Annotated in this window: 13 protein-coding genes; 8 read left to right on the top strand and 5 right to left on the bottom strand. The window is 36.1% G+C overall.

Annotated features, from left to right (window positions below; all coding sequences use genetic code 11):
- Positions 1-104: 104 nt before the first annotated feature.
- The 7 genes from BHE19_RS15800 (at position 105) to BHE19_RS15770 (ending at position 13,613) form a co-directional block, all read left to right on the top strand.
- Positions 105-1,925 carry a hypothetical protein gene (locus tag BHE19_RS15800; protein WP_070907917.1) on the top strand — a complete coding sequence of 607 codons (1,821 nt, stop codon included), beginning with the start codon at positions 105-107 and terminating at the stop codon, positions 1,923-1,925.
- Positions 1,926-2,640: 715 nt separating this feature from the next.
- Positions 2,641-3,267 (top strand): helix-turn-helix transcriptional regulator, encoded by a 627-nt coding sequence (locus BHE19_RS15795; RefSeq protein ID WP_123923459.1) that lies wholly within the window; start codon positions 2,641-2,643, stop codon positions 3,265-3,267.
- Positions 3,268-3,625: 358 nt separating this feature from the next.
- Entirely contained in the window at positions 3,626-3,847 is a 222-nt protein-coding gene (locus BHE19_RS15790) for a hypothetical protein (protein ID WP_017495067.1), read from the top strand.
- Positions 3,848-4,078: 231 nt separating this feature from the next.
- Complete coding sequence (locus BHE19_RS15785) at positions 4,079-4,789, top strand: hypothetical protein (RefSeq protein ID WP_070907915.1); 711 nt, start codon at positions 4,079-4,081, stop codon at positions 4,787-4,789.
- A 91-nt stretch (positions 4,790-4,880) separates the two neighbouring features.
- Entirely contained in the window at positions 4,881-5,606 is a 726-nt protein-coding gene (locus tag BHE19_RS15780; protein WP_070907914.1) for a hypothetical protein, read from the top strand.
- A 243-nt stretch (positions 5,607-5,849) separates the two neighbouring features.
- On the top strand, positions 5,850-9,998 hold the full coding sequence (locus BHE19_RS15775) for a glycosyl hydrolase family 18 protein (protein WP_070907913.1): 4,149 nt from the start codon (positions 5,850-5,852) through the stop codon (positions 9,996-9,998).
- A gap of 126 nt (positions 9,999-10,124) precedes the next feature.
- On the top strand, positions 10,125-13,613 hold the full coding sequence (locus tag BHE19_RS15770) for a T9SS type B sorting domain-containing protein (protein WP_083342564.1): 3,489 nt from the start codon (positions 10,125-10,127) through the stop codon (positions 13,611-13,613).
- A 35-nt stretch (positions 13,614-13,648) separates the two neighbouring features.
- On the opposite strand, the gene BHE19_RS15765 is transcribed toward BHE19_RS15770, so the two are convergent.
- The 5 genes from BHE19_RS15765 to BHE19_RS15745 form a co-directional block, all read right to left on the bottom strand.
- A complete protein-coding gene (locus tag BHE19_RS15765) occupies positions 13,649-14,308 on the bottom strand; it encodes a SanA/YdcF family protein (protein ID WP_070907911.1) in 660 nt (219 codons plus the stop codon).
- Positions 14,309-14,453: 145 nt separating this feature from the next.
- Positions 14,454-16,481 (bottom strand): M3 family metallopeptidase, encoded by a 2,028-nt coding sequence (locus BHE19_RS15760; protein ID WP_070907910.1) that lies wholly within the window; start codon positions 16,479-16,481, stop codon positions 14,454-14,456.
- Between the two features lie 116 nt (positions 16,482-16,597).
- Positions 16,598-17,083 (bottom strand): 5-(carboxyamino)imidazole ribonucleotide mutase, encoded by a 486-nt coding sequence (gene purE, locus BHE19_RS15755; RefSeq protein WP_012022518.1) that lies wholly within the window; start codon positions 17,081-17,083, stop codon positions 16,598-16,600.
- A 66-nt stretch (positions 17,084-17,149) separates the two neighbouring features.
- Entirely contained in the window at positions 17,150-18,298 is a 1,149-nt protein-coding gene (locus tag BHE19_RS15750) for a 5-(carboxyamino)imidazole ribonucleotide synthase (protein WP_070907909.1), read from the bottom strand.
- 132 nt (positions 18,299-18,430) lie between these two features.
- Positions 18,431-18,985 carry a hypothetical protein gene (locus tag BHE19_RS15745; protein ID WP_070907908.1) on the bottom strand — a complete coding sequence of 185 codons (555 nt, stop codon included), beginning with the start codon at positions 18,983-18,985 and terminating at the stop codon, positions 18,431-18,433.
- A 213-nt stretch (positions 18,986-19,198) separates the two neighbouring features.
- On the opposite strand from BHE19_RS15745, the gene BHE19_RS15740 reads away from it, so the two are divergent.
- On the top strand, positions 19,199-19,729 hold the full coding sequence (locus tag BHE19_RS15740; RefSeq protein ID WP_070907907.1) for a phosphoribosyltransferase: 531 nt from the start codon (positions 19,199-19,201) through the stop codon (positions 19,727-19,729).
- Positions 19,730-19,797 lie beyond the last annotated feature (68 nt).

The raw sequence follows: 19,797 nt of genomic DNA, 5'->3' as shown, positions 1-19,797 counted from the left end.
CGCCTGCTTCGGGCGGTTTTTTGTTAAAAGAGGTTCTGATAATTAAAAACTTCAGACGATTCAAAAAAACAAACAAAAGAAACACCCATTAACTACACCAAATCATGAAAAAAATAAATATAAAAACAACAGCTACCGTTATCGCGGTTTTTGCCATCCTGATCCTTGGATGCAAAAAAAATGATATACTGGCAAAGGTTGATTCCGATTACGAATACCTGCCACAAGATGTACAGGATTCATGCAGTGTTTCAGAAGATGAATTCAAGACCTGGTTTAAAACAAAAAAAATTACCGAAAATGGACTTGTTGAACCTGCAAACAGTGTTGATTTTCCACATAGAAATAATTGCGATTTTTATAAATGGTCTGAACAAATGTTTTTATGGATTACCTCTCCAGTTTCCGACGGAGACTATAAAAGTGGTGGCACTGTAATAGAATCTCCCGTTTTCTATAATGTTTCTGCAGAAGATCCAGTTACCAAAAAACGTGTTTTAACACCACATAAACCAAATACTTTATTGAGTGCTGTGAGTAATATTAGCCAAACAGGACCAAACAGACTTCCAATTATAATTGATAAAAAAGGAAGAGCATTTGAAGTAGAACCTCAAAGTAAAAATGAAGCTGTTAAAGATGCGTCAAATAAATCTGTGATAGTAGGTGGGGTTATTGCTAATGCCAATGGGGTGCATTCTTTTATAGATACAAAAGGAAAAGCTATTTCTAAGCCTAAAGCGATAATAGATACTAAAGGTCATCGTGAAAACATTGTGCAGGAGTTTATAACAAAAGATAATAAAACTTTGTTCCTGGATTCAAAGGGAGATGTAATTGATACAGAACAAGGACAGGCTGGTTCTAACGGAGCGTTAGTTGCGGTAAATAAATCACTGGTGTATTACATCACAATGGTAAACGATGTTTATGCTTATTTCCTGACGGGTGTACAAAACAAGAAATTAAATGGTAATCAGTTCCCTACTACAGCCAGTGCGAGAGATAGTATTCTTGCCTATGCAAAGAGCAGCGGTTTTGCCGCTCCACCGGATCCGGATGCTTTGGCAATAGAATTAAAGACATCATGGGTGGAAGTAAAGGATTTACCAAATCCGGAGAGTTATGTTACAATCAAAGCTAAGATTCCTGTATACGACAAATCAGACCCTAAGTTGTGGAAGCTAACAAATAAAACAACAACAGCAACACTGGCGTTGGTTGGAATGCACATTGTAGGAAGTGTTGCAGGACATCCCGAAATGATCTGGGCAACTTTTGAACACCAAAAAAATGCACCAAACGAAGCGTATTCTTATAGAGATGTTAATGGTAAAATCAAGCAAGTAAAAGCTGATGGAGGAAAAGATTGGCTCTTTAATGTTAATGCCGACGATACCACAAAAAATACGCAGAAGATGACTGTTGAAAACAATACAATTAAAATTACTGACCCAGCGATAGACAAGCCTAATATAAAAAGAGTTATGGCCTGGGGAGTTGCTTCTGATACTGTTCCAAATCAAGAGAATAGAACTCCTGCAGATTCGAATAGTGAAGTTATTGCTATTAACAACAGTATACGTAAAATGCTGGCTGGTAATGATATTAGAAAGAATTATTTACTAATAGGTGCGACCTGGACTTTTGGTGGTGCAGGGCCTAATGGTAATTCATATCCTTACGGTGGAAATAACGGAGATGCAATTGGAACAGGGCGATTAGCGAATAGTACTATGGAGACCTTTTTTCAGTCTCCAAGCTCCAATTCTGTTCCGGATGGAAATTACAAATCAGTTACGTCCTGCTTTTTTTGTCACAGTGGCGGAAATAGTGTAAAACCAGATAGTCTGAGTCATGTGTTTACTCATATAATACCATTGTCTACAAAGACGAGAGATTTACTTAAAAGAAAAATAAATTAATTCAACAAAAGCCGGGACTAAATTTTAGTTACCGGCTTTTAATTTTGTAAAAGGAATGATGAAGATAAGTAAATTTATCTTTGGTATTTGTAGTCAGATCGAATCAAAAAAAACAAAGCATTTCTACCCCGGTTTTAAATATATCCAATAAGCTTAAAGCAACCCATCTCTTTTCAATAAACTTCCGGTTTGGGTTTCTGACTACCGAACAGTTCGCAAAAAAAAAATATAAGTTTTAGAGACTTTTACAATTACAGCATTAAGAAAAATCTTATGACTGATTTATTTGTTTTCGTGCCATCATATAGGGATCTCGTGACATTTTCCGATATTAAATTGAATGGCTCGTTTAGTTTTGAACAGATAAAGATATAAAAGCCATAGATTTAGTATGCTGACCCCAAACAGTATAAAACATCCCTTTTTGAAAATTAGTTCGACATTATTTTTTTAGTTGGTTTTTAAATGTTTTTCTGTTTTACAGTTCTTTTTCTCGGCTTGTCTTTATTTAAATATGATAAAGTATTATTTAAAGCGTACAAACTATGAAAGAATTTGAGATTGAAAAAAACATTAATTTATCGGATGAAATTTTTTTAAGGCAGATTGATGCTATCATGCAAGAAAAAAAACGGACCCATCTTTTGGTGCCTCTCAATTAGCCGATCAGTTAAAGATCAGTAAAGCACAGCTTAATCGTAAAGTGCAAAATCAAATGAGTTTCCCGCCAGGGAAACTCATTTTGTATTATAGGATGCAGCTGGCCAAAGATATTTTAGAAACTAATAGATATTCTATTGAAGAAACAGCTCTTTATTGCGGTTTTAGCGGAGTGACTTCTTTCAGTCGTAAATTCAAACAAGAGTTTGGAATTTCCCCCTCAGCATATCGTAATGATAGTCTGATTACAGGATTTAAACCGGAAGATTGGAAAATTCCTTTAAGTAATGCGTGTTTCAACAAACTGATTCAGTTAAAAGAAGAATACAAATGGCTGGCGAAATTGCTGATCATCGTTATCGATAATCTTGATAACGAGGCATTCTGTATAGAGATGCTGTCAGCGAAACTTTTTATGAGTCAGTCAAATCTTAACCGTAAGGTGAAATCATTATTTGGATTTCCGGCTATACGTCTGTTACGAGATATACGCCTTCAATTTGCTGCTGAGGTATTAGTGGTACAAAAGAAATCAGTTACTGAGGCAGCCTCTCTTGCCGGCTTTTTTGATATCGCTCATTTTTCCCGTGTTTTCAAACAGAATTTTAATTATCCCCCAAGTAAGTATAATACAGATAACAGTTTATTTCCATTTGTTAATTTATTAAGAAAAGTGTTATGATTCAAATTGATAAAAAGTAGCTTATTCTGTACAAATAAAAGCAAGAACAAACAGATAATTTTGACTTATTAGAATTAAGGATTGTACAACCCGAATCTAAAAAACTCATTGAGGGATACTGCAGATCGCGAAAATGAGAAAATCAATAGTAAGGCAAAAATGTAATTCGTCTCAACAATGTAAATGAGATTTTTATCTCAAAGAAAAAAGAAAAATACAGCTTGATTGATACGGATTTTGTGTTTACGTTATTGATAAAAGTATATCATTTATAGGAGTAAAATCCACAATTTTTCTGAGGCAGGCAATGAAAAAGAAATGCCTCATCAAGTAATGTTTAATTTAAAAAAGGAAAATCATGGCAGATGTATTAATTAAAAACGAAGCAGGAACCGGGCCTTTAGCAACAGGAAGAACAAATGACCCAATAAATGCTGATCACTTACATGTAACTGATATCGACCCTGTAGTTCGAATTGTATTAGGAAATGAGTACGTAGTAGGTTTAGACAATGGTACTAATATGGTAGGTCGTATGTGTACAGCATTAGCAGGAACTAATGCAACATTTACAAAATAAGTAAAGGTTCCGTTTGCGGGTCATTAGGTTTGCTTCTAAAAAATAGGGTATCACTTTTACGAACCATGAAATTTTACTATTAGAGTTTCAAAAAGTACAAACTATTTTACAGAAGCATTAATAAGGAGTGGAGCAGATTCCACTTTAAAAAACGAACTGTTTGCATTCAGAAAATAATGTAAGGCGTTACCCGAAAAGCCTCATGAGTAGGGCCAAACAAACAAATTTATTATGGCAACTTTTAACACGACAGTTAGTATTAGTCCTGAAGACGTAAAAATTTTAAAAGCAGAAGGATATTCTTTATACGGATTCAAATCTGTAGCAGCGTCAGGGGATGGTTCTCCAACCGTATGGTTTCATTTACCGGCTGAAAAATTATTGACTTCAACCAAAATTACCTGGCAAGAACAGTTTCAGGCCTACAATTCAACAAGTACGGTCGCACCTCAGGTTGTAATTGAAGCGAGTAATACCATCGATACAGATTTGGGTGAAAAGATAACAATTGAAAAAGGATCCGGTAATATCGAAGCAACTTCAGACGGTTATCCGGGAACAGTATCTTTTTTGAACGAAGATACACAGCGTTTTACAGTGGGGATTAATCAGTTAGTAAACGGGAAATCAAACATTTTGTGTGCCTTTCCAATTTTAGGAGCAGGGTCTGCAAGAGTGATCACACCTATTACTAAAATTGCTCTTATTTTTTCTACAGAGAAGATAGAAACAGCAACCGTAATTACAAAAGCAATGTCTGCCGGAGCTTTTATTGACCTTACTGGTACAGACTCACGTGTGGTTAATTATAACATAGATGAAGGTTGGAGTGCAAAAGGAGGTAATTGGCTGAAAAACTTTAATGCTTATACAGATTTGAAAAAGCTGTTAATTGAAAATACCAGCGCCAGAGAAAAAGCGTTAAGCGAAAGAAGTAAGTAACAATATAGGGTAGTGTTGTTTGAATTACTCTTCATCTGCATTTGGATGAGGAGTAATTCTTTTGTTTCAATATAAACTTAAAGAAAATAGTATGGCCAATAGACTAATAATTAACTTCTCTCAGGAAACCGTTGAGGTATTAAATAAAGGAAACTATAGTTTATGCTGTTTTCTGGCCTCAAGGTCCAGAAATGCTTCACAGTTCAGGCCTCTGTGTTGGAGTGTGACTAAAAATTTTCTGAGATCGGTCCTTATAGAATGGGAATACAATCTGAGTGGTTATATATCGACAAGTGAGATTACAGAAAATCAAACAATATATATTCCGCAGCCACAATCTGAGAGACCCGCATCTAGTTCAACTTCAAGAAGAAGTATAGGAGGAACAAATTACAAAATAGAGTTAAAACAACGATTGCTGATTCAGGATTTTGGAGGACTTTCAGTAGATACCAATAATGATAATCCAACCGTATTAATTCAGAACGAATCCGGTACAGAGTATGCCACTGGAATTTGTGTTCACAATACTAACGATAATCGGTACTATGGCAGCTGTACTTTTAGAATTTTCGGAAGGCAAAATATTGAGGTTACTCCTGACAATAAAGCCTTCTTAATGTTTAGTGACAACAATCCTCAAAACAATACGGTAATGCTTATTTCGGAAAGTCCGGGAATATTGATTGATTTTGATTTGATGAATGATTCCAGAATAGTCACATTTGATGTAGATCAGGGCTGGAGTTCCAATGACGAAGTATGGGGAATAAAATATCCTGCGGGTACAAACCTGCAAACCTTGTTAGTTTCTTAAAGCAGTAAAAAAATTCATTTGCAGGTATCGTTTCAAACTTTGACTATTACGACAAGTTTAGAAAAGAATACCCCACATTCTATAATGTTTCGATAAAGCAGTCTTAATTTTTTATAGAAGAAAATATCCCTGCCAAATATGAAGTATTCCGGTGTAATCTGCTGATTATTACATGTAATGAGCCAGTTGTTACACTGTGAAAGTTAATTCTATAACATAGCTTTATTTTTGAAAAAAAAAGTTATGAAACAACGCTACTTACTATTTTTATTTTCAGTTTTATTCCCAATCATCTTAGTTTCTCAGCCCAGTCATAATAAAAAAGTAGTTGGATATTATGCACAATGGGCTATTTATGGCAGAGATTTCAATGTCTCTAAGATAGATGGAAGTAAATTGACACATTTAAATTATTCTTTTTACGGTACAAGTTATGATCCCGCCCATCCGGAGAATACAAAATTACAATGTTTGGATACCTATGCTGATTTTGAGCATATGGAAGGAGGAATTCCGTGGGATGCTCCCGTAAAAGGAAACTTTTATGGCTTGATGAAGTTAAAAGAAAAGTACCCTCATTTAAAAGTACTAATATCTGTTGGTGGCTGGACAAAAGGTCAGGATCTTTCTCCAATTGCTGCAAGTCCTGTGGCAAGAACTGCTTTGGCTGCCGATATGGTAAAATTCATCACTACTTATCCGTTTATTGACGGATTTGATATCGACTGGGAATATCCTCTTTCAGGTGGTACAGATGGTACTGAGATTCTTAATGGTGCCCCGGTTCCTCCTCAAAAATACCATCCTGACGACAACAAAAATTTAGTTTATTTATTAAAGGCAATGCGTCAGGCGATGCCCAATAAATTAATTACAATCGCGGCTGGGAACAATGTTCGAAATGTATCTAAACAATATCTTGGACCAAATAACAGAGCTCAATACGGAATGACAGAAGATATTTCGACCTATTGCGATTATATCACTTATTTTGGTTATGATTTTGGAGGAAACTGGTATGATAAAACCTGCTACAATGCTCCATTGTATGCAAGTGGAAACACCAATGATCCGCTTTATGGTGCAGCGCAGTCGGAATCATTAGACGAATTAACGAGTCAATATTTGAATGTAGTTGGTTTTCCTGCCAATAAATTAATCATGGGATTACCTTTTTACGGCAAAAAGTTTGATCATGTTGCTAATGACGGAACCAATCCTAATTTGCCCGGATTATTCGTTGCCGCACCAAGAGATGTAGTTTCCGCCTGTAAAAATGCACAGCCTCCTCTAGGAACCTGGGATACAGGTGCTCCATGTGAAAATTCAGGAAGTATTGAAATTTGCGATTTGGTAGGGAATTCCGTAACCACTCCGCATCCTTATCTTGATCCTAATACCATGATGGTTACACCTACGGCAGCTTCGGCAGGATGGGTACGATATTTTGATAACACCACCAAAGTCCCTTATTTATACAACTCGAAACTAAAACAGTTTATCTCTTACGAAGATAAGCAGTCGATCGATCTTAAAGCCAGATATATAGCGTCTAAAAACCTTGCAGGAGGTATGGTTTGGGAATTGTCTCAGGATACCAGAGGAGCTGTTCCTAATGCATTATTGAGTCAGATAAATGATTCGTTTAATGTTGCTGTTGAGGGAACTTTAGTCTTTAGTGGTGCTGTAAAAATGGGTGCAAATTTAGTTTCGGATGCCACAGTTCAGTTAAAAGATGAGAATGACGCCGTTATTCAAACCGTTAAATCTTCCGATGGAAATTTTACTTTTAACAAAGTAGTTTCAGGAGCCAATTATTCAGTTACCGCTTTAAAAGTTTCCTATACTTTTACGCCGGTAAAATTAACAAATGTTACTGCAAACCAAACAGGTATCGTGATACAAGGTACACAACCTCTTTATGCCATTACAGGAACCATGCTAAATGGTACTACAGTAGTTTCCGGAGTAACCGTTACCGCAGCTTCAGCAACAGCTAATGTTACTGCGGTTTCAGATTCAAAAGGAGCTTATAGCATAAACAGTTTAACAGCGGGAGCAGACTACACCATTACTGCTGCCAAAACAGGAATGACATTTTCACCCGCTTCTACTTTATACAGTGTGTTAAGTGAAAATAAAGTTTTAGATTTTAATCAAAATGCCACTCCAACTAATAAAATAAGCGGAACGGTTAAAAATGGAGCTGTGCCAATCGCTGGTGCAAAAATTGAACTAAATCTTCCATGGACAGATAGTACACATCCTTATGCTACTTTTGTTGCTACAACAGATACCTCTGGGAAATATAGTTTTGACAATGCAATATTTTCGGGCTATACAACCATTTCAAGTTTAAAAATGAATGCCTGGGATAACAACTCTGTTGTTTATTATCCTACAGATTTGGCCAATTTACCAATTCCGGTTTTATCAAAAGAATATAACTTTAACTCAAGCGGTGTTACTCCGGAAGTGACAATCACGAGTCCGTCTGCGGCAAACCTTGCAATAGTTCCGGGAACAGCTATCCAGCTTAAAGCAAATGCCAGTATGACTTTTGAGGATGGAAAGACTACATTATCATCGGTTGTATTTAATGTAAATGGGTTAAATATTACAGGAGCGTCTACAACAGGTACCGAGTATGCGGCAACGTGGACTCCGGCAACAGCTGATTTTAATAAAAACTACACGCTAAAAGCTACGGCTACAGCCTCTAATAATGCTACAGCCGAAAATAGTTTTCCATTTTATTTGCAATGTTCAGGTACAGCATGTCCAAATGTATTGCCGGAAATTATCTGGCTTACACCTGCATCCAATACAATCAATCAGGCTTCCGGTTTTCAGCCGGTTTCAATAAGTGTTAATGTGACAGATAGAGATGGTACAATTTCAAGTGTTACAGTAAATGTAAACGGAACTTATTTTCCGACGATAAAAGGTTCTGGAGACACTTATAGCTATACTTTTACTCCTAATAGCTATAAAGAATATCCAATAATTATAAAAGCAATTGATGATAAAGGAGGCGAAAAAACACTAAATCAATCGATTACTATTGTTAACTCAAAGTTTAATCCGTTGCCGGCTAAAGTTATTGTTGGCTATGCACATGGATGGGAAAGTGGGAGTGCACCATTTTTGTATTTTAAAGAAATTGCAGACAAGAAATACAATGTTGTTGTTTATTCATTTATAGAGACGGTGAATAGAGATGGTTATACTCCAGTGTTAGTAGTAAATGAACCTCGATTTTTTACAAAAGGAGTCTTTGATCCGCAATTGTTAAAAAATGATATCAAAACTTTGAGAGATAAAGGTATCCCCGTAATCGTTTCAATTGGCGGACAAAATGGTCATGTTGAACTAAAAACTATTGACCAGAAAAATATTTTTGTAAATGGAATAAAAGCAATTGTTGACCAATACAACTTTGATGGAGTTGATATCGATTTTGAAGGAGGTTCTATGAATTTTGGAGCGGGAGCGTTAAAAGATTTTTCTTATTCGGCGATTTCGGCCTACCCAAAACTTAAGAATGTAATTGATGCTTTCAAGGAATTAAAGACCTATTATGGAACAGGTTTTATTTTAACTGCTGCTCCGGAAACCTATTATGTACAAGTTGGATATTCGGTGTATGGAGATGGAGCCGGATCTTTTTTACCGGTAATTCATAATTTGCGTAATGAGCTGGATCTTTTGATGGTGCAGTTGTATAACACCGGATCTGTAAATGCTTTAGATAACATAGCATATTCTCAAGCCACTCCGGATTTTTTAGTAGCCATGTCAGATATGTTGATGAAAGGATTCAATGTAGCCTCTACGGGATTTTATTTCCCACCCTTGCCGGCTTCTAAAATAGTTATTGCAATTCCGGCCTGTCCGGGAGCGGCACCGGCAGGAGGATATCTAACACCTGACAAAGGGATTAATGCTTTTAATTACTTACGATTTGGCACTACATATTCCGGAAGAAAATATACAATGAAATCTTCTTTGCAGCCGCAAATGAGAGGAGTGATGACCTGGTCTATCAATTGGGATGCCGCTTGTGGAAGTGGTTATGAGTTTTCTAACGCATATGACAACTATTTTAGTAAATCACTGTCAGTTGATCAATTTGGTGAAAAAGAGGAGACCAATTTTATAGTTTATTTTAAAGATAATGCATTGTCTATAACAGTCCATAATGAAGCAATTGATATTGATCATGTTGAGGTATATAATGCTCTTGGGCAATCTGTAGTAAAGTACAAAAACACCCAAAACAATAGAAATTTATGGCTAGAAGACGGAAGTTTCCTGACTAAACAGTTATTTATTGTAGTCATAACCGATAATCTGGGACAAAGAAAATCGTATAAGCTGGTTAATTTTTAAGACTAAATAATATCCAATTTCCTGAAAAATGAAGTTGACTAATAAAGTTAAATTCGTTAGGTCATCTAATTCTTTATGCCGATCACAAATGAACTGTTTGGAGATCCTAATAAATACAAATAAATAATGATGAAATTTTATAAAATACCACTTCTTTTATTGTTTTTTTTGTTTAACCTAAATAATGTATATTCTCAAGTAAGTTATGAATTTTGTATGACAGGTAAGTATGGAAACACGATTGTTTTGGATTTTAAAGTTCATAATAACACGAATGCTTCCATACCGGACTATAGTTTTGTTTTCAATTGGAAAGGAGTCTCTAATGTTATCATGTGGTCCGGAATGGATGTCATTCAAAACGGAGATAACGGTATAGTTGAGCTTAAAAAAACGACTTGGGGAAATGTTCTGCCGGTAGGAACTACAATTTATAGTGTCACGATGGATTATGTGCCGGGAATGTTTCCGCCGGGCCAGGGTACATTAAATGGTACTCCCATAAAAGGAATTACTTGTTATACTCCTCCGGCCACCGAGAATTTTAAGTGTGAGAAAAATTTTAGCAGTATCTGCGCCATAAAACCTGCGGGACCTAATGGTAATGAAATAAAAATTGGTGAAGGTTCTGTCTGGGCGTGGGGTGAGCGTGTAGATGTTTATATTCCCGAAAACAGAAAAGGGTGGGCTATTAGTATGGCTGTTTCTCACAATTTGTTTACAAATCTGATGGGATTTGAGGCCATGAGTGTCAATGAGTATTTTGCAACAACGATTCAGGAAATAAACGCAGGCTGCGAAGGGAGTAAACTTATTGCTCCAGGTTGGGTTACAAAAAAATACCCTAATCAGGATTTAATTAACGGTGGAGTCAATTGTTATGATACCACGGGGAAGGTTGCAGCAGGATACTTTCAGCAAGAGATGGGAGGAAGCTGGATGGAGATGTTTATGAACTATCCTTGTTTTATCCCTCAGGTTCCTAAGAATAATTTTATAAGCGATCCGGCGATAGGAGCAAGTTTTGAGTTTCAATCTATTATAAAAACGTATCATGATTACAGAAATATTGCTTTTTGGCAATATGTTAAATGCTGGAATCCTATAGGTTTCATAAAAGACTCGAAAGATCCTTATGCGGCGGTTAAAATTTTAGCTCTGGCTTATAATCAGGGAATGAACAGTGGTGCTTTTGAACCTGTTTTTGTTAAAAATCGTGCGAATGCTGTCGCTGCAACAAATTTGATGGATTATATTTCTCCGGCTTCACCTTCCGGACTGGACCGGCTTTATGCAGAACAAATTAACAGACTGACAAAAGTATTAGACGATAGGGTAGCAGATATCAGTTGGACTGATGCTGCTATTTGGGGCGTAACCGATAAATCGGCTCATACCTTTAGAGGATTTTATGACGCACAAATTGAATGGAGTGACGTAGACGAGTATATAAAAAAAATTACGCCTTTTTATGCTGCTTTCGGAGTAACAGAAGCAAATTTCAGAGCCGCAGTCAAACCTGTTTTTGATCGTATCAATGGAGGAAATTCTATCTCTTTCAGATACCAGATGCACGATGTAGTAGAGGCAATAGTTGTCTTTTTGCCAGCCTTTGATCCTAAAAAAGGATTGTCTGAAGTTTATGGTAACGAATCAAACGGGTGTTATGCTCCTACAGCCAGAATGGAAGGATTTGACGGAGGCTGCGGAAAAGATTTAGGATTAACAGTTTATTTCTCTGGTACACCTCCTTATAAATTTACGTACAAGAGAACCGATGTATCTCCGGAAATTGTTTATCCGGAAATAGCCACTTCACAAAATCCGTATTCGATAAATTCGGCATCTCTATCAGAAGGAACATATGCTATTGTTGCAATCAGTGATGCTAATTCTGCCGGAGAAGTTGTGTGCGAACCTATAGAAATAAAAAATGTTGGAGTTGCAATCTCAGCAAAATTAGTTAAAGAGGGAGGAGGAACATGTACGGGAACAGGAGCAGGGGTTAAGGTTGAAATAAACGGCACTGGATCCGGTCCTTTTATAATAGAATATGAAATAAACGGAGTGGTCCAATCTCCCGTAACAATAAATAATACAGGCTTGTATCCTTTAATAGTTGCTCCGGCTAAGGAAGGAACTTATCGATTGACTAAAATTTCTACAGGCGGATGTACTTCGGTGCTTGACGATACAATTGTTATTAATAAAGAAATTCCAGCATCAGCCAGTGCTAAATTAACGAGATATGGAGGAGTTTCTTGTTCTGGGCTAGGTTCAGGGATTCAAGTAAACCTAACAAGTACAAAATCAGTACCATTCACAATAGAATATGAAATTAACGGAACCGTTCAATCTCCTGTAACGATAAGCAGTACAGGTTTGCACACCTTAATAATGGCTCCGGCAAATGTTGGGACGTATCGATTAACAAAAATTTCAGTTGAAGGCTGTGATTTTTTGCTGGATGATACTTTAATTATTTATGGAGGAGTGCCTCCTAAAGCCAGCGCCGACCTAATTAAATACGGAGGGAATGCTTGTTTAGGAGAGAATTCAGGAGTACAGGTAGAAATTATGAGTCCCGATTCAGGCCCTTTTGTAATAGAGTATGAAATTAACGGAATACCACAATCTCCTGTAACTATAAATGATGCGGGTTTACATACTTTAGTAACAGCTCCCTCTAAGGCCGGAATCTATCGAATTACAAAAATTTCAAACGGAGGATGCAGCTTTTCATTAGATAATACTCTTGTAATTGATAATGAAGAACCATTTACTGCAAACGCTAAATTAGTCAAGTATGGGGGAGATTTTTGTTTAGGAGAGAATTCAGGAATTCAGGCAGAAATTACGAGTAGAGATCAGGGACCATTTACAATAGATTATGAATTAAATGGAATAGCTCAATCTCCCATAACAATAAACAATACAGGTTTGCATACATTAATCGGGTCTCCGGCTAAGGAAGGAACTTATCGATTGACTAAAATTTCAACAAGAAGTTGCAGTCTTTTAATGGATGATGTTCTAATTATTGAGGAGAATACAATACCGGCAGAGGTAGTAATTGAAGGGAATTTAATGATTTGTAAAGGGGACAATACTGATTTGAAGGTGAACATTCCTTCAAATCATACAATTAAGTCCTATCAATGGGAAGTCGATGGCAATGCTATCTCCGGAGCCAGTACGAATACTTATGTTGCAAATCAGGAAGGAAATTATACCGTTAATGTTGTTACCAGTATGGGATGTTATTTACTTTCTTCTGTGGCAAAAGTGATTTTTTTAAACAAAGAAGATTGTGAGTTACAAAAACCTGAATTAACCGAATTTGATTATCCTAAGTTTTTTACGCCTAATAGTGATGGATATAATGATACCTGGCATGTAAATAATCTGGAGAATTTCACCAAATTAGAGATCGATATTTTTGACAGATATGGTAAGTTCATCACTCATTTGACTAAAGATAGTCCGGGATGGGATGGCACTTATAGAAACAGTCCTGTTTTTGCTTCAGATTATTGGTTTGTTCTAACGTATGAAGAGATAAATAACCCGGGGATTACAAAACAAATAAGAAGTCATTTTTCTCTAAAAAGATAGTCCGGAAACTTTTGGGAAGTAAAAAAAGACCTTTATTATCGTTTATCCTCTTTCGAATAATTGGAAACACCATTTATATTAATTTCATTTCCTAAAAAGCGGGGTTCCCGATTTCTTAAAACATCAAAAAAAGACTTAAAAATAGAACCGTATTCTCTAAAAGTTACATATTGATATCCCAGATATTCTCCTTTGTTGGCAGAAAATCCAATTGATTTTACCCCAAGTTTTTGTCCAATGTAAATGGCCCTGTTTAAGTGATATTCCTGAGAAATTAAAGTTGCTTTTTTAATTTTAAAAATATGTGAGGCCCTGTACATAGTGGAGTAGGTGTCAAAGCCGGCGTAATCAATAAATATTTTAGTAGTGTCAACTCCGTGATTGAAACAATATGTTTTCATAACGGTAAGTTCATCATATTCATCTCGGCCATTGTCGCCTGAAAGCAGAATTTTATCTATTTTATGTGTTTTATACAATAGGATTCCGGCATCCAGTCTGTCTTTTAAATATTTACTGGGCTGATCACCGTTGATTCCGGCTCCAAAAATAACTCCCACTTCATTTTTTGGAAGATTATTTACAGTGTGATAAATCAAATCACGAGTTGAGGATTTGACATACCAATTAACAGAAATGATTGCAATAACCCCAATGATGAAAAGGTAAATTAGTTTTTTGAGAAGTTTTTTCAATTTGAGTTTCGAAGATAAAGGTTAAAAAGAATGGTGAAGATAAGTAAAATTATTTATGATATTTGTAGTGAGGTCGAATCAAAAAAACCGAAGTATTTCTACCTCGGTTTTAAATATATCTCATACGCTAAGAAGTCTAAAAATCTTAAAGTAATCCTGCTCTTTTCAATAGAGCTTCCGGTTTTGGTTCCTGACCTCTGAAACGTTTGTATAAAGTCATAGGATGTTCAGTTCCTCCTTTTGAGAGAACATTGTCTCTGAATTTTGCAGCGACTTCGTAATTGAAGATGCCGTTTTCCTGAAAATATTCAAAAGCATCAGCATCCAGTACTTCTGCCCATTTGTAACTGTAATATCCTGAAGAATAACCGCCCTGGAAAATATGAGAAAAGGCAGTACTCATTGCATTCTCTTTTACGTCAGGGTATAATTGAGTGTTCGCAAATTGCTCTGTTTCAAAAGTTTTTAGATCCGTAATACCTGTCGGATCCTGTCCGTGCCAGGCCATATCCAAAAGTCCAAAACTCAATTGACGCAAAGTGGCAAGACCTTCTTGAAAACTGGCACTTTCTTTAATTTTTTGAACATATTCGATCGGAATAATTTCATTCGTTTCGTAGTGATTGGCAAATAAAGCCAAAGCTTCAGGCTCGTAACACCAGTTTTCCATAATTTGACTTGGTAGTTCTACAAAATCCCAAAATACAGAAGTTCCGGACAAGCTAGGGTAGGTGGTGTTGGCAAGCATCCCGTGTAAACCGTGACCAAATTCGTGAAACAAAGTAGTAACTTCATTAAACGTTAATAACGAAGGTTTGGTTTCTGTTGGTTTTGTAAAGTTGCAAACGTTCGAAATATGAGGTCTTTCGTTTGTCCCATCTTTTATATATTGTGATTTGAAAGAGGTCATCCAGGCTCCGTTTCGTTTTCCTCTTCTAGGGAAAAAATCCGCGTAGAAAATAGCAACTAAATTGTTCTCTGCATCTTTTACCTCGTATGTCATCACTTCTTCGTGATATTTATCGATATCAAAAACTTCCGTAAAAGTTAATCCGTAAAGTTTTTTGGCAACTGTAAAAGCTCCGTCTAAAACTTTTTCCAATTGAAAATAAGGTTTTAGTTTTTCATCGTCTAAGTTGAAAAGCTGCTGTTTTAATTTTTCAGAATAGTAAGCACCATCCCATTTTTCCAATTGTTCAATTCCGTCCAAATCTTTGGCAAAAGCGGTTAATTCAGCAAACTCTTTTTGGGCTGCAGGTTTTGCTTTGGCCAGCAAATCATTAAGGAAAGAAAAAACTTTTTCCGGACTCTCGGCCATTCTTTCCTCTAAAACAAAATGAGAATGAGTTTTGTACCCTAATAAATTGGCTCTTTTAAAACGTAATTTGGCAATTGCAAGTACGTTCTCCTGATTGTCAAATTCGTTATTTTGAAAAGCTTTTGCGCCAAAGGCAATTGCCATTTTTTTGCGTAATTCACGATTATCGGCGTACGTTACAAACGGAATATAACTTGGATAATCCAAAGTGAAAATCCAGCCCTCTTTTTCCTGACTTTTAGCTAATAATCTCGCAGCTTCGATAGTGCCTTCCGGTAAACCTGCTAAATCTTTTTCGTCAGTTAAATGCAGCTCAAAAGCATTGGTTTCGGCCAAAACATTTTCGCCAAACTGCAGGCTTAATTTCGACAATTCTTTATCGATTTCACGTAAGTCTTCTTTTTTATCCTCAGGTAAATTGGCTCCGTTTCTAGAGAAGCTTTTGTATTTTTTATCCAAAAGCGTAGTTTGCTCCGGATTTAAATTCAGCTTTTCCTTTTGTTCGTAAACGGCTTTGATCTTGGCAAATAATGCTGCATTTAAGGTAATGTCATTTCCGAACTCCGAAAGTAAAGGAGAAACTTCCTGTGCAATTTTTTGCATCTCATCAGTGGTTTCTGCTGAATTCAGATTGAAGAAAATACTGGAAAGACGATCCAGAACATCCCCTGTAAAATCCATTGCTACAACCGTATTTTCAAAAGTGGGTTCGTCCGGATTGTTTACGATGGCATCAATTTCGGCTTTAGCCAAAGCAATTGCTTCATTGAAAGCAGGAACATAATCTTCGATTTTAATTTGCGAAAAAGGTGCTGTATTGTGTTTGGTATTGAAATGTTGTGTTAAGATGCTCATAGTATTTTTGTGTTACGCAAAGTTTCGCTAAGAAAACATAGAGCTTCGCAAAGTTTTTTAAATTATTCTTTGCGAAGCTTTGTGTTTGTTTTTGTGAATCTCTGTGGAATTAATTTTTACTTCTTTAATCCTTCAGCCGCTTTATTAACTGCCGCTTTTAATTCTTCTTTATACGAAATAATAGTATCAAGTACTTTTTTATCGTGACTTCCAATGATTTGTGCGGCTAAGATTCCGGCATTTTTAGCACCGTTTAGCGCTACTGTTGCAACAGGAACTCCGCCTGGCATTTGAAGGATCGATAGTACCGAATCCCAACCATCAATAGAATTGCTTGATTTTACCGGAACTCCAATTACCGGAAGTGGCGACATTGAGGCAACCATTCCTGGCAAGTGTGCAGCTCCTCCGGCTCCGGCAATAATTACCGAAATTCCGCGAGTGTGTGCATTTTTACTGAAATCGAATAGTTTTTCCGGCGTTCGGTGTGCCGAAACGATGTCTACTTCAACTTCAACATTGAATTGTTTTAATATGTCGATAGCATCCTGCATGACCGGCATGTCAGAGATACTTCCCATGATGATGGCTACTTTACTCATGTTTTTTTTTGTTTCAGGTTTTTCTGTTTCAGGTTTCACACTGTTGTCTATGAATGAAAACTGTTACTATTCACTAATCACTCTAATCGTATTCTTAACGTCTTCGGCAATTCTTCTCGCCTCAGACATGTCTTCATTTACGATGGTAACATGCCCCATTTTTCTAAAAGGGCGTGTTTGTTTTTTACCGTAAATATGTGGGGTAACACCGTTCCATCCCATAATGGTTTCGATATTTTCATAAACAACATCTCCCGAAAATCCTTCGGCACCTACTAAATTAACCATAATACCGGCAACTTTACTGTCGGTATTTCCCAAAGGAAGATCCAAAATCGCACGCAAATGATTTTCGAATTGCGAAGTATAGCTGGCTTCAATCGAGTAATGTCCTGAATTGTGCGGACGCGGAGCTACTTCATTTACTAAAATATCATCGTCATTAGTCTGAAACATTTCAACGGCCAAAAGACCAACATGATTAAATTTTTCTGAAACATTTAAGGCAATCGCTCTCGCTTTTTCGGCTACTTTCTCATCAATTCTGGCAGGACAGATTACATATTCTACCTGGTTGGCTTCCGGATGAAATTCCATTTCAACAACCGGATACGTTTTTATTTCTCCTGATGGATTTCTACAGACAATAACAGCCAATTCGTTTTTAAACGGAATCATAGTTTCTGCAATGCATTCTACATTTGGTAAACTGTCCAGATCTGAAACCTGACGAATTACTTTTACGCCGTTTCCGTCGTAACCAAACTCAGTGCATTTCCAGACAAATGGTAGTTTTATATCTTGAATTTTAGCTTTTAGACCTTCTAAATTTTCAAAGCGCTCAAATGGTGCTGTCGGGATATGGTGATCTGCGTAAAATTGTTTTTGAATTCCTTTGTTTTGAATTCCTTTTAAGGTTTTAGGCGAAGGATAGATTTTCAAGCCTTCATTCTCTAATTGTGTCAGGGCTTCAAGGTTAACCAGTTCGATTTCAAAAGTCAGAATATCTACTTGTTTTCCAAAATTATAAACCGTTTCATAATCCATTAAATCCCCCTGAAAGAATTTATTGCAGGCAAATTTACTTGGAGCTTCGTCGCTTGGGTCTAGAACATAAGTTTGGATGTCAAATTTTCGGGTGTCAAACAAAAGCATTTTACCTAATTGTCCGCCACCTAATATTCCTAATTTAAAATCAGAAGAAAAATAATTCATTGTAGTTGTGTTTTTGCAAAGATACTTTTTAATCTTTTTTTAGCCAAAAAATCGTTTTGCACTATTTTTTTCGCCACGAATTCACGAATTTTTACTTTTTCTGACTTGGAAATATAATTCGAGGCAAGAATACTACTTCTCTATTTTCTTTAAAACCTCTTTGGCAACGGCTTTGTAAGCAGCAGAATGATCGCCATAATCCTTATTCAGAATAACTTGCAGTTCAGGGTGTATCCAGTCATAATGGTTGCCTAATAGGTATAAAGTTCTGATTGAATAGGCCTTGGTCGCTACTTTTACATCATTGATAAGCCAGTCAAATGAAGCTTCAATACAATCCTGCAGATTAGTTTCGGAAAGAGAAATGCCGTTTTCGATTTTGCTATAGTGAGCTTTTACGAGTAACTGAACAACTTTTGCGATAGGACGGATGGCACTTTCGTCTTTTAAAACTTTCAAATTCGAACAGAAAAAATCAAGATACGGTTGCAGCCAGATCAATTCTTCGTATGAAACAAATTCCATAATCCAGCAGGCTTTGTGATTGTTTTTGTCTGATGGAGAAAAACAAATTGAAACAAGTTCTTTAAATAAGGATGGGTTTTCTAAAACTTCGTTTGCAACATTAAGACGGTTTTCCCGATAAGCTTTTACGTAGTCTAATTTCGTTTGTAATTCAGAAGACATTTTGATGAGTTTAGGACAGGTCTAAAATAGGTAATTTAACGTTATGGTTTTAAAATCTGCTGATTTAATAAAATCAGACCTGTTTTTAAGAAAAGATTTCTAAATAGTAAGTGATATTTAACATTCTTAAAAAAATAGGTATGCAGTTTGTTTTGATACCCGCAGTTTATTTCTAATTCTGTATCTTTGCGCATTATTTTAAATGTAAAAATAATGATACAACTTCACGATAAACAATTTGTTCCGTTTATTTCGGCTAAAGAAATTGATTTCGCTTTAAGTAAAATAGTAGCACAGGTAGAAGATGATTTTGGAGACGATACCCCAATTTTTATTGGTGTATTAAATGGGGCTTTCATGGTAGTTGCCGATTTTTTGAAGAGATACAAAGGCCTTTGTGAGGTTTCATTTATCAAAATGGCTTCTTATGAAGGAATTGAAAGTACCAATACGGTAAAAGAGTTAATAGGAATCAATCAGGATTTATCAGGAAGAACGGTTATTCTTATTGAAGATATTATTGATACGGGAAATACAATTGAAGAGTTGAAAAAACTGTTTAAAGCGCAAAATGTAAAGCATTTTAAAATTGCTACATTGTTTTTTAAGCCGGAAGCTTATAAAAAAGACATCAAAATAGATTATATCGGAATCAGAATTCCGAATAAATTTATTGTAGGTTATGGACTGGATTATGATGGTTTGGGAAGAAATTTGCCCGAAGTTTATAAATTGGCAGAATAAATTTAAACACGCACACAACTATATATTCATTTAAAACTTCTTGTAAAATAGAAGTCACAACACTTACT

The organism is Flavobacterium tructae (genome assembly GCF_001853485.1).
Taxonomy (GTDB): domain Bacteria; phylum Bacteroidota; class Bacteroidia; order Flavobacteriales; family Flavobacteriaceae; genus Flavobacterium; species Flavobacterium tructae.
This window is presented reverse-complemented; position numbering and strand designations above follow the sequence as displayed.

Coding starts and splice junctions, on each gene's coding strand:
- BHE19_RS15800 (WP_070907917.1), top strand. CDS start 105: ATGAAAAAAATAAATATAAAAACAACAGCTACCGTTATCGCGGTTTTT.
- BHE19_RS15795 (WP_123923459.1), top strand. CDS start 2,641: ATGAGTTTCCCGCCAGGGAAACTCATTTTGTATTATAGGATGCAGCTG.
- BHE19_RS15790 (WP_017495067.1), top strand. CDS start 3,626: ATGGCAGATGTATTAATTAAAAACGAAGCAGGAACCGGGCCTTTAGCA.
- BHE19_RS15785 (WP_070907915.1), top strand. CDS start 4,079: ATGGCAACTTTTAACACGACAGTTAGTATTAGTCCTGAAGACGTAAAA.
- BHE19_RS15780 (WP_070907914.1), top strand. CDS start 4,881: ATGGCCAATAGACTAATAATTAACTTCTCTCAGGAAACCGTTGAGGTA.
- BHE19_RS15775 (WP_070907913.1), top strand. CDS start 5,850: ATGAAACAACGCTACTTACTATTTTTATTTTCAGTTTTATTCCCAATC.
- BHE19_RS15770 (WP_083342564.1), top strand. CDS start 10,125: ATGATGAAATTTTATAAAATACCACTTCTTTTATTGTTTTTTTTGTTT.
- BHE19_RS15760 (WP_070907910.1), bottom strand. CDS start 16,481: ATGAGCATCTTAACACAACATTTCAATACCAAACACAATACAGCACCT.
- purE (WP_012022518.1), bottom strand. CDS start 17,083: ATGAGTAAAGTAGCCATCATCATGGGAAGTATCTCTGACATGCCGGTC.
- BHE19_RS15750 (WP_070907909.1), bottom strand. CDS start 18,298: ATGAATTATTTTTCTTCTGATTTTAAATTAGGAATATTAGGTGGCGGA.
- BHE19_RS15745 (WP_070907908.1), bottom strand. CDS start 18,985: ATGTCTTCTGAATTACAAACGAAATTAGACTACGTAAAAGCTTATCGG.
- BHE19_RS15740 (WP_070907907.1), top strand. CDS start 19,199: ATGATACAACTTCACGATAAACAATTTGTTCCGTTTATTTCGGCTAAA.